General features: G+C 33.8%; 15 protein-coding genes and 1 pseudogene. 1 reads left to right on the top strand and 15 read right to left on the bottom strand.

Annotation, left to right across the window (positions count from 1 at the left end):
* The first annotated feature begins 59 nt into the window (after nucleotides 1–59).
* Nucleotides 60–440: a VOC family protein gene (locus RRB46_RS02240; protein WP_311537313.1), complete on the top strand. Its 381-nt coding sequence runs from the start codon at nucleotides 60–62 to the stop codon at nucleotides 438–440.
* 45 nt (nucleotides 441–485) lie between these two features.
* Here the strand turns inward: RRB46_RS02240 and RRB46_RS02245 are convergent, their stop codons facing one another.
* The 15 genes and pseudogenes from RRB46_RS02245 to htpG form a co-directional block, all read right to left on the bottom strand.
* Nucleotides 486–1,859 carry a sodium:alanine symporter family protein gene (locus RRB46_RS02245; RefSeq protein ID WP_311537314.1) on the bottom strand — a complete coding sequence of 458 codons (1,374 nt, stop codon included), beginning with the start codon at nucleotides 1,857–1,859 and terminating at the stop codon, nucleotides 486–488.
* Entirely contained in the window at nucleotides 1,843–2,679 is an 837-nt protein-coding gene (locus RRB46_RS02250) for a PHP domain-containing protein (protein ID WP_311537315.1), read from the bottom strand. The genes RRB46_RS02245 and RRB46_RS02250 overlap by 17 nt, the downstream gene beginning before the upstream one ends.
* A 77-nt stretch (nucleotides 2,680–2,756) precedes the next feature.
* Entirely contained in the window at nucleotides 2,757–2,996 is a 240-nt protein-coding gene (locus RRB46_RS02255) for a Veg family protein (protein WP_106461749.1), read from the bottom strand.
* A gap of 147 nt (nucleotides 2,997–3,143) precedes the next feature.
* Nucleotides 3,144–4,526 (bottom strand): aminopeptidase, encoded by a 1,383-nt coding sequence (locus RRB46_RS02260; RefSeq protein ID WP_311537316.1) that lies wholly within the window; start codon nucleotides 4,524–4,526, stop codon nucleotides 3,144–3,146.
* 143 nt (nucleotides 4,527–4,669) lie between these two features.
* Complete coding sequence (locus RRB46_RS02265; RefSeq protein WP_311537317.1) at nucleotides 4,670–5,212, bottom strand: hypothetical protein; 543 nt, start codon at nucleotides 5,210–5,212, stop codon at nucleotides 4,670–4,672.
* 146 nt (nucleotides 5,213–5,358) lie between these two features.
* Nucleotides 5,359–5,934: a hypothetical protein gene (locus tag RRB46_RS02270; protein WP_311537318.1), complete on the bottom strand. Its 576-nt coding sequence runs from the start codon at nucleotides 5,932–5,934 to the stop codon at nucleotides 5,359–5,361.
* A 278-nt stretch (nucleotides 5,935–6,212) separates the two neighbouring features.
* A complete protein-coding gene (locus RRB46_RS02275; protein ID WP_311537319.1) occupies nucleotides 6,213–6,794 on the bottom strand; it encodes a hypothetical protein in 582 nt (193 codons plus the stop codon).
* Between the two features lie 46 nt (nucleotides 6,795–6,840).
* Nucleotides 6,841–7,197 carry a hypothetical protein gene (locus RRB46_RS02280; RefSeq protein WP_311537320.1) on the bottom strand — a complete coding sequence of 119 codons (357 nt, stop codon included), beginning with the start codon at nucleotides 7,195–7,197 and terminating at the stop codon, nucleotides 6,841–6,843.
* 356 nt (nucleotides 7,198–7,553) lie between these two features.
* Nucleotides 7,554–7,970: a DUF4829 domain-containing protein gene (locus RRB46_RS02285; RefSeq protein WP_311537321.1), complete on the bottom strand. Its 417-nt coding sequence runs from the start codon at nucleotides 7,968–7,970 to the stop codon at nucleotides 7,554–7,556.
* A 72-nt stretch (nucleotides 7,971–8,042) separates the two neighbouring features.
* The gene (locus tag RRB46_RS02290; protein WP_311537322.1) at nucleotides 8,043–8,417 is read right to left on the bottom strand and encodes a hypothetical protein; all 375 of its coding nucleotides are present in this window, start codon (nucleotides 8,415–8,417) and stop codon (nucleotides 8,043–8,045) included.
* Nucleotides 8,418–8,688: 271 nt separating this feature from the next.
* A pseudogene (locus tag RRB46_RS02295) lies at nucleotides 8,689–9,671 on the bottom strand (nucleotidyl transferase AbiEii/AbiGii toxin family protein).
* A complete protein-coding gene (locus RRB46_RS02300) occupies nucleotides 9,664–10,275 on the bottom strand; it encodes a DUF6088 family protein (protein WP_311537323.1) in 612 nt (203 codons plus the stop codon). Before RRB46_RS02300 ends, RRB46_RS02295 begins: the two are co-directional and overlap by 8 nt.
* Nucleotides 10,276–10,489: 214 nt before the next feature.
* Entirely contained in the window at nucleotides 10,490–10,864 is a 375-nt protein-coding gene (locus RRB46_RS02305; protein ID WP_311537324.1) for a hypothetical protein, read from the bottom strand.
* A gap of 24 nt (nucleotides 10,865–10,888) precedes the next feature.
* Entirely contained in the window at nucleotides 10,889–11,542 is a 654-nt protein-coding gene (locus RRB46_RS02310; RefSeq protein ID WP_311537325.1) for a hypothetical protein, read from the bottom strand.
* 124 nt (nucleotides 11,543–11,666) lie between these two features.
* Nucleotides 11,667–13,514 carry a molecular chaperone HtpG gene (gene htpG / locus RRB46_RS02315; protein ID WP_311537326.1) on the bottom strand — a complete coding sequence of 616 codons (1,848 nt, stop codon included), beginning with the start codon at nucleotides 13,512–13,514 and terminating at the stop codon, nucleotides 11,667–11,669.
* Nucleotides 13,515–13,602 lie beyond the last annotated feature (88 nt).

The raw sequence follows: 13,602 nt of genomic DNA on the forward strand, positions 1-13,602 counted from the left end.
TAATATTTTAGAAGTGTAAGATTTACCCTTTTGGGTTATATATAGAACAAGGAGGATCTATGAAATTTTTACACACAATGATTAGAGTCAAGGACCTAGATAAGTCCTTTAAGTTTTATACTGAAGAATTAAATTTTGTTGAATCTAGAAGAAAGGAATTTCCTGAAAAGAAATTTGACCTAGTTTATCTAATTCTTCCTGATTCACCAGAATTTGAATTAGAATTAACCTACAATTACGACCAAGAAGAGCCTTATGACTTAGGTACAGGCTATGGCCACATTGCAATTTCCCACCCAGATATTATCTCTCTAAGGGAAGATTTGATGGCTAAAGGCTACGAAGTGACAGAAGTAAGGGGCCTTAGGCCAGATTCTAATAAATATTTCTTTGTAGAAGACCCTGATGGTTACAGGATAGAAATTATCCAAGAAAGATAAAAAAATCCGGATTTGATCTTATGATCTCATCCGGATTTTTAAATTCTACAATTTATATTCTTCTTCTCTTTCCCAAAGAGGGTCTTCGATTCCATTTCTTTTTTGTCTTTCATAATCATCCATTACTTCTTTTACCTTCTTAAAAAGCAGGAATAAGCTGATTACATTGATAAATACGATTATCCCAACAAAGACATCTATAATGCCCCAAACTACTTCAAGGTCTAAGGTGGTTGATATTATAAACATGGCAAAGGCTATTAGCCTATAAATCCAAAGTGGGATTTTATTATTTTCCTTAAATATGAGGAGGACATTGGTTTCGCCATAGAATAAGTCTGCTATTAGGGTTGTAAAACCAAACATTAGCATGGCAAAGAATATCATCCAACGACCAAGGTTGCCAAGTTGTGATTGGAAGGCATCTTGGACTAGGACTATGCCGTCATTTCCATTGCCTAAAACTCCTGTAAGCATGATGGCAAAGGCTGTAAGGGTACAAATTATGATTGTTGTGACAAAGGTTCCAAACATGCCCAAAAATCCTTGCTCTGCAGGATGTTTAACATCTGCTGAAGCATGCATGATACCTGCTATACCATTACCAGCATCGTTTGAAAATAAGCCCCTTGCAACCCCGTACCTAAAGGTTTGCATGATTGTATAGCCACCAAGGCCAGCGAAGGCTTGTTTTAGTCCAAAAGCGCCCTTAAAAATGTCAGAAAACATTGCTGGCACTTTGCCTATATTTGTAACAAATATAACAAGTACTGCAAGTATATAAAGGCCTGCCATTACAGGCACTATCTTACTAGAAATATCTGTTAGCCTTTTTACACCGCCAATTGTGACGATTGCCGCTATTATTGTAACAACGATTCCAACATAGATTGGGTTGATATTTGATACTCCTGTAAGTGCTTGGGCGATTGAGTTTGTCTGCATAAAGGCTATGCAAAGACCAACTCCTATTATGTAGAAAAATGCAGTTATTACTGACATAACTTTTGATTTTAGGCCAAACCTTACATAATAAGCAGGTCCTCCCCTGAAGGTCCCGTCAGATAATTTCACCCTGTAAATTTGTCCTAGAACTGTTTCTGCAAAAGTGATTATCATGCCAAGTAGGGCTGTAATCCACATCCAAAAAATAGCTCCTGGTCCTCCTGCTACAAGGGCTGTGGCAACTCCTACTAGAGATCCTGTTCCAACCTGGCCACCTACAGCTGTTGCAAGGGCTGCAAAACCTGATACATTGGAATCAGATTTTAGGTTTTTCTTTATGACATGGAAGATATCCTTGGCATAGCGAAATTGGGGAAATCCCAGCCTTATTGAATAATAAAGGCCCACCCCCAAAAGCACATAGCCAATTACATTGGCCCACATAAAGTTTGCAATATCAATAAATATATTCATCTTTAAATCCTTTCTCTAATTTCTCAAATTCTTCCTGACTTAGTCCATATTGGCCTAATTCAAATCGACCCAGCCTATGAAAATCAGACCCACCTGACATGATAAAGTCAAATTTTTTTGCAATTTCCCTAGCCCTTTCAAAATCATCTCCCTTCATCCTAGAGTGGTTAATTTCCATTCCTCTTAAGCCAAAGCCTGCATATTTTCCAATCTCATCCCAATTGTCATATTCTTGAGGATGAGCAAGGATAGATAAGCCCCCATCGGCATTTATAGCAGAAATGGCATCTTTTACCGGTATATAGCCCATTTTCCTAGCCAGGTCATCTGTAGTTTTTTCATTAAAAATATCCTTAAAGCCTAGGCCTTCCATCTTTTCTGGATACTTTGCCTTTAGGGCCCAAAATATGTCTGACTTATAGATTATGGAATTTGGGGCAAATTTTTTGACAAAATCATAGTCTACTTCAAATCCCTTTTTCGCAAGTTCAGGCAAAAGCTCGATGTGACAGGCTTCTCTGAGCTTATTTGTGTGGTCATTAAGTTTTTTAATATTAGGCGTTGAATTTGGCAAGAAAAGACCTACTATATGGACTTTTTTACCCACTTCATAGTCATAGGCTGATATTTCTATCCCCTTTATAGTTTCAAGGTCATACGCCTTGCCAAGGGGCTTAATTTTATCATAATGGTCGCACCTGTCGTGGTCTGTTATGGCAATTTTTTTAAAGCCTGCCTCAGCCATCATTTTTATTACTTCTTCTATATCGTAATCACCATCCGAATAAGATGTATGCATGTGTAAGTCTGCGTATTTCATAGAACTCCTTTAGAATTTGTCGGAAAGACTTAAAAATTAGCAAAAAAATAGGGACAAGTCAAGCTCATCCCCTATTTTTATTTATTTGGAGTCAATTTTACTGTAGATGTGAGAATGTCAGAATAAGTGTATGACACTGTTCTTTCCACATCAAAGTCATTATTGACCTTTACTGTAAATACACTTGGAAATGCATCTACTATGACACCTGTCTTAGTTTTAACTCTCTTCCTGCCCATATCGGCTTTGAGAATTACTTCCTTACCTACCGAACTTTCAACTTCTTTTCTAATATCGTGAACTGATCTTTGTGCCATTTAATCATCCTTCCGTTTGATACTTGTATCATTATACCCTAGAGGGACGTATTTGTCAAAAAATATATATTATACACCTGCTAAAAGTATTGTCAAATATTTTTCGTAAAGTTTTTATAGCTGATTAAATGGGTAGTTATCAATATTTTAGATATGTTTGTAAAAGGCAAGATATGCTTTAAAAGTCTGATATAAATCTGCCTTTGAAATAACTTCTAAAGGAGCATGCATAGATACCACTGGTGTACCGCAATCAACTACACTCATTCCGTATTCTGCAAGGATATAAGCGATTGTTCCACCACCTCCTTGGTCGATTTTACCAAGCTCACCTGTTTGCCAAATAGCTGATTCTTTAGAAAAGGCAGTCCTTACTTCAGCTAGATATTCGCTGTCCGCATCATTTGAGCCACCCTTGCCACGGCTGCCAGTATACTTGGTTAAGCATACCCCATGGCCAAGCTTGGCTGTATTCATCTCTTCTGTAGCCTCTAGGAAGTTTGCATCTTCTGCTAAGGTTACATCTGCTGAAAGGACCTTAGAATTTCTAAGTGCTCTCTTTAAGCTAACAATATTTCCCTTGCCAAAGGCATTTAGGATTTCAAGGGTCATGTCTTCAAAAAATTGGCTGGTCATGCCTGTTGCACCAACAGATCCTATTTCTTCCTTATCTACAAAAAGTCCAACTAGGGTCTTTGCTGGATTTTCTACTTCTAGGATTGCCTTAAGGGCTGCATAAGAGCATACCTTATCATCGTGGCCATAGGCCATAATCATTGACCTATCAAGGCCTACTTCACGAGCCTTTGTAGCAGGTATTACATTTAGCTCAGCTGTAAGGAAATCTTCCTCTTCAATCCCATATTTTTCATTTAAAATCTTAAGGACATTTTTCTTGATAGGATTTTCCTTCTCATCCTTAAGTGGAATTGAGCCAACCATGATATTAAGCTGCTCACCTTCTATAACCTCACCAGCCTTTTTTTGGTTAAGGTCGGCTGAAAGGTGGATTAGAAGCTCAGAGATGAAAAATACCGGCTCATCATCCCTTTCTCCTATTGAAATATCAACCTTTTTACCATCCTTAGTAAAGGCAACTCCCACTAGACTTAGGGGAATATTTGTCCAGTGATATTTCTTAATACCTCCATAATAGTGGGTCTTAAGGTAAGCGGCATGACTTTTTTCAAAAAGTGGAACTGGCTTAAGGTCAAGCCTTGGGCTATCAAGATGGGCACCCACAATAGTCATGCCCTTTTCCAAATCTTCCTTACCAAGCACAAACATAGCCACAGCCTTATTTCTATTTATAACATAGGCCTTAGATCCTGCCTTAAGGTCATTATTTGCGATTAAGTCATCAAGATTTCTAAAACCAGCTGCCTCAGCTCTTTTAACAATCTCCTTAACAGCCATTCTCTCAGTCTTAGACTTATCCATAAAGTCTAGATAATCCTTAGACATAGCTTCTAACTTAGCAAGGTCAGCCTTATCCATAGCAAGCCAAGCATTAGTTCTTTTATATTCCATATTTCCTCCCAATAAAAGGAGACCTCAGTCCCCTGTATTTCTTTTTATATTATTATACTGGTTTATGGTGAAATTTACCTATTTTTTTCAAATTCTTACAAAGTAAAAGATGCTAAGAACCAGCCCCTTTGTAACAAAACTTCCTAATAAGTTACTATAATTTTTAAAAGATAATCCTCTTTTTTATCCTTAAATAACTTTCCTATTTCATCTACATTTGACCACTTTAGTAAAATTTCGGTCCTTTCATCTCTTGGAACACTGATTCCAAATTTTTGTACAGCTGCTGATGGGCCCTCCACCATATCCTCATCTTTTATTGGAAAATCAACCATACTATATGAAATTAAATCCATATATTCTTTTTCATCAAGGGACCAATAGTTAATAGGAAGACGTTGAGGAAGAACAATCTCAACAATATCCCTATCTTGATCCATTTTAACTTCTATTTCAGAACCCATATGTGATTCTCCTACAAGATCTATAGGATAAGCTTTGTTATTAATCATCACAACATTATTTTTCGGATATCCCTTATCATCGACCGGAAATTCTATATCCTCTTTCTTTTCTAATACAGGCTCTTTATCACAACTTGCTAGTAAAAATACGCTAGAAACCAAAAATGCCCAAAGGAAAATTCCTAAAAGCTTCTTAAAACTCCAAGACTTAGAATAATTCATAAATTTCACCTCCAAAATTTCTTATATATGAAAAACTACTTATCAATAATTTTTTCATATATTTCCTTTATATCCTTTGCAAGTTTCGCATACCCTTGATCACTTCTTGAAGTTGATCCTTGGATAAGGAGATCAAAATCTTCTTTTTATTTGTAAGCATTTAATTTATCCTCTAATTCCATATCCTCAATATATAGCAGAGCCAAGTCTTTATCCGATTTATTCATTTTATCAAGATTTTTCTTTAAGATTTCAATATTCTTTTCAGTTGTGTCTAGTGTCGCTTCATATCCTGGATTTAAGTTTTCATTAATATAGTTAACCACTAGCTCATATCCATCTGGTTCATAAGAGGCTTTGCCATTTTTACTTTTATAATACTCATTATCATCAACCAAATAATCCAATTTATTTAATAAGCTAGAGCTTGCCTTTTTAGCGATTTCTTTACTAGAAATCTCAGGATACATATCTTTAAACATATTATATGCATCAATATAATCCTGGGTGTATTCTTTAACTTCATCGCTACTCAAGCCAGGTTTTAACTCTAACAAATCTTTTTGAAAGCTTTCAAGATTATATTCTTTATCAATATATTCAAACTCCTTCCATTTGTCCTTGTGTATTTCAGAGTCGTTCTTTGATGTTGATTCGAATAAATTTCCCATTGTTGCTGCCATTATCAGCATAATTATTGAAAAAACAACCTTCTTTTTCATAAATTTATTTCCTCTCTACACATTACTTATTGTTTGCACCCTATCACCATTACTAACCTCAAAATTATTTTCCTCTACGCCTTGGACGTCAACTCTATCTTAGCTTAGGTCGATCACATTGGCAAAGGCACATAAAGAAAGGGTAAGGGCAAGGATAAAGCTTATAAGTACCAGAAGGGTCTTCTTCCGTATTTTACAATCTCTATTCTCTCTAGGTTAATTTAGAAATTAAAATCATTTAAAAGTATCTAGCTTAATTTTACTATCCAAGTTATTAATTAGTCTCTTTTACTTACTCCGTAAGCAATTGATGCTGCCACAAGGATTCCAGCTACCCCAGCTATACCAGTGATACCTGTTTTAGCGTTGTTGCCTGCTTTCTTAGCTGGTTTGTTAGCTTTTTTGTTCTTATCTTCTTTTGAGCTTAAACTATCTGATGGTGCCTTCGGTACATTTATATCACTTAATACTTTTAAAACTTGACTTGGAGCATAATTAACTGCCAACTTTTCTTCTTCTGAAAGAGAACCATACCATTTTAACCATTCAATATCTTCATCTGTAAAACTAATTTGCTGCACCGATTCAGGAACATAATTAACTGCTAATTGTTCTTCTTTTGAAAGTGAATTATACCAGTTTAGCCACTCAATATCTCTATCTGTAAAACTAAGTTGTTGCAACGATGCAGGAACATAATTAACTGCTAATTGTTCCTCTTTACTTAGACCATTAAACCACTCTTGCCATTCTTTAGGGCTGACTTCTGAGTTATTATTTGCTGATGAAGCAAAAACATTTGTTGTAATTGTACTTAATAGCATTATCATTGCTATTAATAGAGTAAATCTTCTTTTCACTTCTTACCTCCTCATATAATTTTGTTTAACTCCAATATCAATAATCTTATTCTCTCCATTTCCAAATATAATAATTTTTATGGTCTGTAACTTCCACATATTGAATAAGATCTTTATATTTAAATTCATGGATATTTTCCATCACTAACTTATTTTCGTCACTAGTTTCTACATATTTCCGACCCTTATCTTTCATGTAAGCAAGCAAATTCGTATCTTTATTAGCAATCATAATTTTAGGATATTCTTGAATCTCGTAATATTCTTTGTCTAAAATAATAACTTGGATAAATCCATTTGTTATAGCTAATGGCTTATATTCCCCAAACACACCATACAAGCTTAAATTTATCATAAGAAAAATTGCAAATAATATCCGAAATATCTTTTTTTTGGACTTCATAAGTTTCTCCTTATCTTGCATAAGAATCTATCCTTACTTCTCCCGATAAATTTTTGTTAGACTCATTACAAACAGTGACAATATAAGCACTTCCCTTTTGTGCCTCAAGCTTTAATATAGAATCTGAATCAAAGCTTACGTTATAAATTATTTCCCCATCTTCTTCTATAATTACTGAATAATAAACTCCACCAGGGCAGGTCATGTTTTTTAAATTTAGGACAAATCCTTCGTAGTCACTGCCACTAATCTCAAACTCATAGGCGATATGATCTAAACTTCCTAAGTTTATTTGCTCGTCAATATGTGATAGGTCATATTTTCTACTCGATAGCTTTTCGGCTCACTTTTACATTTTAATAACCTTGATCTTCTATCTTCCATTCCCTATCTTTGCCTACTCGAACTAAGGTCCAGCTGTAATCCTTGTACTCTCCCTTGCTTAATACAGGATTTTTTCCGATTACATCAAATTCTGAAAATAGTACGATAATATTATTTGGATCTATATCAGAGCCCTTGCCCTTTCCATATTCCATAAAGGCTTTAATCTCATCTTCAGATTTACCTTCATCGTAGAAAACTGCTTTTAATTTTGAGCCCGGGAATGAAAAATTATCCTTTACTACTTTAATTGCAGAATCTATTTCTTCTTCGCTAAATTTAGCTGAATCACCTTTGTCGATTGTAATATCTCCATCTGCTTTTCCTTTACATCCTGTTAATGAAAATAAAATCATTATAGCAAAAAAAATTCTAAAACCACCTTTCATAATCTTTCCTCCTTTGATTTATTAAAAACTCTAATCTTAACAGGCAAGAATCAACTAAAATTTTGAAAAATCTTATCCTATATTAATTTTAGGAAAAGCATTTGTTAAAACATCTACAACATTGTCAACACCAATTATTACAAAGTGTATTATTTTATCATCCTCAATATGATCTACTTCCTCCCTTAACTTACTAATATATTCTGAATCTACTGCATAATAAAATGGGTAGTAATCTTCTCCTGACTCTATCCACCAACTTGGCTTGTAGGATTCTAAAGTATTCATATAAAAATAGACTGTATCAGCAAAAATTAGGCTAATCTTTCTAGGATTCTTTTGAGCTTCTAAGTTAATCATTAGCCCCTCAAAATCCCATTTTATTTGGCCTATATGTATGAAATCTTTCTTATAATTTTCTACTTGGTATCGCTTAAAATTGTCCATATGAATTCCTTCCAGTTGGTAAATATCTTTTATTTTTTATACCCAAAAAACACCCAATTCCTAATAAGGAAAAATTTTTCAAGGAAAAAGGAAAGCGCATTTCCCGCACTTTCCTTTAAAATCATTTATTAAATAAGTTTCCAAATATTTTTTTGCATACTCCACAGGATCATCTATTTCTAGGCTTTCTATTAGTCTTGCTTGGTCTAGTAAAACTTTCCTATCATTTTTGCTTATATAAAATTATGAGTTTCGAAGTGAACCAGAAGTTTTATTCATTAATTTCTATTTCTAGTTGTTTGAGAACTACTATTATTTGTTTAAAGCTAGGATATTCTCCGTAAATCATTTCTGACATCGCCTTATAATCTTTTTCTATTTCAGAAAATCGAAACTCTCTTGGAACTAACTTTAATCTACCATTTAATGCATCTTTATACCTTGCCCACTTTCTAGGGTAGAATTTCATTTTAAATTCAGTCACTTTCTTTAATAACTCTTTATCCTCTAAGGCTTTGTTTTTAAAATCTGAATTTGCTATTTTATATAGGTCATAAAAGTGTCTTGCATACCTATGTGGCATAGGAGAAGATTCTGGTCTATTTGCTTCATGATGAAGTATAGTTGCCTTTTCCCAAAAGGTTCTCTCTGCTGATACTGTCCTTATATTAGTTTTTTCTTTAAATACATTTGGATATGTTTCACTAATTATTGGTGAAATTTTAACTCCAATTGCAGGTGTCCATGCTGCAAGGCTTCCTATTTCAAGTCTTATATTTTGTGTCAAATAATTAGATTCAAAAATTTTAGGATATTTACAGAGAATTGTTTGTGGATCTATACTATCTATAGAAAATTCAAAACCTAAGTTCTTTAAATCTTGTTTTAAAAATTTTAAAAATTCATCTCGTAAAAATACTTCTGTCTTTTCATTAACTTCTTTGTTGAATTTATCTTGCTTGGTATTCGATCTTTCTATCCACGGTTCTTTTTCTTCATAGCCCAATACTCGCCAATCTAAGATTAGATCTATATCTTCAGAAAATCTTTCTATAAGTCCAAAGCACTTTGAAAGTGATGTGCCACCTTTAAAAGTAAAATATTCTTTCCATTTATTTTCATTAAATAGATAGTCTAAGATAAAAGTAACCCAATAGTCTTTTTCAATTACTGCTTCAGATATATTTTTCTTTCTTGCAGTATTGACTATAAAACTCTTAAGTCTTCTTTGTTTTCTCTATAAAACTTATTCATTTTTACCCTCACAAATTTCTCTTATTACTTCATATATCCATGCTGGCACTGATTTTGACTCGTTCATTAAGCCCGTTTTTTCTTTTTCCGTTAAGTTTTCTCTTATCTTTTGTATAACTTCGTTAGTTATATTTTTTTTACCCAAAGATTTAATTGCTTGAATTACAGTCGCTGTCTTCAAAGACATATTAGCAATTTCTCCTGGATTTACTTTTTTAAATTCTAAAATTGTATCTCCAATTTTATATTCCTTATATCTGCCACTAGATATATATTTATAGTGAGTTGGAACTTGTGTTGAAAGTCCTAATAAGTTTAAGGCTGTGCTATTATATGGTGCAATATTCCAATTGTATTTTCTTGCTATAGCAAGTGCTAATTCGTGAATTGATACTGCTTCGTACTCTCCAATTAATTCACTATATCTTGGATTGTAATAAAAGCCATCAATGATACGCTTAATTTTATCTTCATCTGCTAATCTTTTTAATATTTGTCTAACCGTAGCATTAGATGCAATATCTAAAAAGTCATTTGCAAAAAATACTTTATGTGAGTCAAAATCATTTATTTTATCTGATATTATTTCCATATATGAACTCATTACAATCCTCCTTTGTCACGGATATTGTATCATATCCGTGACAAGATTTCAATTATAATACCTTAAAACAATTGTTAATTATAGTAAAAAAGGCAAGTAGAATTTTTCTTCCCGCTTGCCTTTGTAACAAAACTTCCTAATAAGTTTCTATAATTTTTAAAAGATAATCCTCTTTTTTATCCTTAAATAACTTATCTATTTCATCTAAAGAATCTTACCCTATATTAATTTTAGGAAAATCTGATGCTAAGACATCGACAACATTATCTACACCAATTATTACAAAGTGTATTATTTTATCACCCTCAATATGATCTACTTCCTCCCTTAACTTACTAATATATTCTGAATCTGCTGCATAATAAAATGGGTAGTAATCTTCTCCTGACTCTATACACCAGCTTGGCTTGTAGGATTCTAAAGTATTCATATAAAGATAGACTGTATCAGCAAAAATCAAGCTAATTTTACTAGAATTCTTTTGAGCTTCTAAGTTAATCTTTAGCCCCTCACTATCCCATTTTATTTGGCCTATATGTATGAAATCTTTATTATAATTTTCTACTTGGTATCGTTTAAAATTGTCCATATAAATTCTCCATGATTATTATTTTCATCTAACAAAAGGAAAAAAATTATTAATCATAATTGCAAGGCCAATACTAATTAGGACCATTGAGATAGTATCTTTAAGCGAATCCCTTCTTAAGACAATAAGGCCAATAATAAATACTGACAAGTCTAAGACTGATACTAGGTCTATATACCACTGGCCAAATGCAAAAGTCATGATAAATAAAACTCCTAAAATCAGGCTTGCTATAATAAAGGACCACCTACCCTTGCCTTTTGCATACCATGAAATATAGGCAAAGGCTGGAGATATGATGGTAAGGGCAAACCAAATCATGGCATAAGTCTTGGGGAAAAATCCTGCAACATAATTTGAATAGAGATAATAGCTTGTAACCATGGCAAGGAAAAAAACAAAAACATTAAAGCTTGCCCTTGCTGGTGACTTGCTATAAATTGAAATACATAGGGCAAGTAAGGACCAAATTGATAATTCTCCTAGAAAATTAGTAAGGTCCAAGGCCTCGTCTATATTCATAAGCAGGCCAGGTAGGTCAGCCTGCTTATAATCTAAATACTTTGAAAAGGTCCCTAAAGATAGACCAAGAAACAATATAAGTATTGTATTAATAATTTTCCTGCTAGTTGGAATATCTTTTTCTACAGACCTTATTTGTTCTAAAAACTTAATCATGTATATAGCCCCCCTCTCATTTTTATATTTTTATACCCCAAATATACCCAATCCCTCACAAGGATAATTTTATGTAAAGAAAAAGGAAAGCACATTTTTCAGCACTTTCCTTTAAAATTATTTATTAAATTAGTTTCCAAATATTTTTCGCATATTCTACTGGATCATCTATTTCTAGGCCTTCTATTAGTCTGGCTTGGTCTAATAAGACTTTTGCTATCATTTTTGCCTTGTCTTTGTCATCCTTGTAGGCTTTTTCTAAGAGGTCGTAGGCCTTGGTTTTGTTTGAGATTTCTAAGACTTTTTCTGCCTTGATGCCAAAGGCGTTTGGTTGATCTTTGAGGGCCTTTTCCATCTCTATTGAGACTTCTCCCCTTTGCTTGATGATGGCTGGTATGTCATCAAGCTTGTCTGAGATATTTACATCTACCACATCATCTGGCATAGCTTCTTTGATGAAGCTTATTAGCTCGCTATCTTCCTTGTCTTCTTCATCTTTTTCATCTTCTGCTGATATGGACTTAAATTTGAAGCCATCGTATTCTTCTAGCATTTTGATTAAAAATTCGTCTAATCTTTCATCTAATAAGAGGACATCGACATCTTCATCTACTAGTTTTAAAGCTGGGGAAGCTTTGATTTTCTCAATTGATTCTCCTGTTCCATAGTAGATAAATTCTGCAGTTGATGGAGCCTTTTCCTTATATTCTCTTAGACTTATTAGCTTATCTTCTTTTCTAGAGTAAAAGAGTAAGAGGTCTTGGAGTTCTTCCTTGTTTGCCCCAAAGGATTCGTAGATTGCAACTTTGATTGAGTTGCCAAATTCTTTGTAGAATTTCTCGTAATCCTCCCTATTTTTCTCCATCATTTCCTTGAGATGAGCATTAATTTTCTTATTGATTTGCTTAGAAATTACTCTTAGCTGCCTGTTTTGTTGGAGGGTTTCTCTTGAAATATTTAGGGTAAGATCATCTGATTCTACAACTCCCTTTACAAAGGAATAGGCATCATCTAGGATTTCATCGCAAGAATCCATGATTTTTACTCCGTGAGAGTAAAGCTCTAGTCCAGTCTTCCTATCTTTGGAATAATAATCAAATGGTGCCTTCTCTGGTATATAAAGAAGGGCCCTAAACTCGACCAGGCCTTCAACTGAGAAGTGGAGCCAGCTTAGGGGCTTATCAAATCCGTAGTGGCTTTCCTGGTAGAAATTGATGTAATCATCATCACTTAGGTCTTTTTTATCCTTTTTCCAGATTGGTTTATCTGAATTTAGGATGTCATAGGCCTTGTAATCTTCATATTCTGGCTTATCTTCTGGAGATCCTTCCTTGATTTTTATCTTAGTTACTAGCATCTTAATTGGATATCTGATATAGTTTGAATATTTACGGACCAGTCCCCTGATTGTATTTTGGTCTAGGTAAATGTCGTAGTTTTCATCTTCGGTATTTTCTCTTAAGAAGAGTGTTATCTCTGTGCCTGGCTCATCTTTCTTTGCTTCTTTTATTTCAAAGCCATCGGCATTTTCACTTGTCCATAAATATGCCTTGTCTTGGCCGTGCTTTTTGGATAGGACTTCGATTTTTTCTGCAACCATGAAGGCTGAATAAAAACCTACACCAAATTGTCCTATAAGGTCTTTGGCATCAGCATTTTCTACAGAATTTCTGAAGGCTTCTGTACCTGATTTGGCAATTGTGCCGAGGTTATTTGTTAGGTCCTCTTCATTCATGCCAATACCTGTGTCCCTGATTGTAAGGGTTCTTTTTTCCTTATTTGGAATGATTTCTATAAAGTAGTCATCCTTTTCTGTAGTTGTATCAGACTTTAGGTCTTCAAAATAAAGCTTATCGAGGGCATCTGATCCATTTGATATTAGCTCTCTTAAAAATATTTCCTTGTTTGTATAAATTGAATGGATCATTAAATCCATGACTTTTTTGGCTTCTGCCTTAAATTCTTGTCTCATTGCTAATCCTCCTAATCATTTTCCAAATAAAATTAGCAGTCTTCTTAATCGACTGCTAATATTATACTTACTTTCTATTTTCTTGCAA

This window comes from uncultured Anaerococcus sp. (genome assembly GCF_963512375.1).
Taxonomy (GTDB): domain Bacteria; phylum Bacillota; class Clostridia; order Tissierellales; family Peptoniphilaceae; genus Anaerococcus.

What these genes read in the sequence shown, in the direction of transcription:
- RRB46_RS02240 (WP_311537313.1), top strand. Translation starts at nt 60, where the DNA reads ATGAAATTTTTACACACAATGATTAGAGTCAAGGACCTAGATAAGTCC.
- RRB46_RS02245 (WP_311537314.1), bottom strand. Translation starts at nt 1,859, where the DNA reads ATGAATATATTTATTGATATTGCAAACTTTATGTGGGCCAATGTAATT.
- RRB46_RS02250 (WP_311537315.1), bottom strand. Translation starts at nt 2,679, where the DNA reads ATGAAATACGCAGACTTACACATGCATACATCTTATTCGGATGGTGAT.
- RRB46_RS02255 (WP_106461749.1), bottom strand. Translation starts at nt 2,996, where the DNA reads ATGGCACAAAGATCAGTTCACGATATTAGAAAAGAAGTTGAAAGTTCG.
- RRB46_RS02260 (WP_311537316.1), bottom strand. Translation starts at nt 4,526, where the DNA reads ATGGAATATAAAAGAACTAATGCTTGGCTTGCTATGGATAAGGCTGAC.
- RRB46_RS02265 (WP_311537317.1), bottom strand. Translation starts at nt 5,212, where the DNA reads ATGAATTATTCTAAGTCTTGGAGTTTTAAGAAGCTTTTAGGAATTTTC.
- RRB46_RS02270 (WP_311537318.1), bottom strand. Translation starts at nt 5,934, where the DNA reads ATGAAAAAGAAGGTTGTTTTTTCAATAATTATGCTGATAATGGCAGCA.
- RRB46_RS02280 (WP_311537320.1), bottom strand. Translation starts at nt 7,197, where the DNA reads ATGAAGTCCAAAAAAAAGATATTTCGGATATTATTTGCAATTTTTCTT.
- RRB46_RS02285 (WP_311537321.1), bottom strand. Translation starts at nt 7,970, where the DNA reads ATGAAAGGTGGTTTTAGAATTTTTTTTGCTATAATGATTTTATTTTCA.
- RRB46_RS02290 (WP_311537322.1), bottom strand. Translation starts at nt 8,417, where the DNA reads ATGGACAATTTTAAGCGATACCAAGTAGAAAATTATAAGAAAGATTTC.
- RRB46_RS02300 (WP_311537323.1), bottom strand. Translation starts at nt 10,275, where the DNA reads ATGAGTTCATATATGGAAATAATATCAGATAAAATAAATGATTTTGAC.
- RRB46_RS02305 (WP_311537324.1), bottom strand. Translation starts at nt 10,864, where the DNA reads ATGGACAATTTTAAACGATACCAAGTAGAAAATTATAATAAAGATTTC.
- RRB46_RS02310 (WP_311537325.1), bottom strand. Translation starts at nt 11,542, where the DNA reads ATGATTAAGTTTTTAGAACAAATAAGGTCTGTAGAAAAAGATATTCCA.
- htpG (WP_311537326.1), bottom strand. Translation starts at nt 13,514, where the DNA reads ATGAGACAAGAATTTAAGGCAGAAGCCAAAAAAGTCATGGATTTAATG.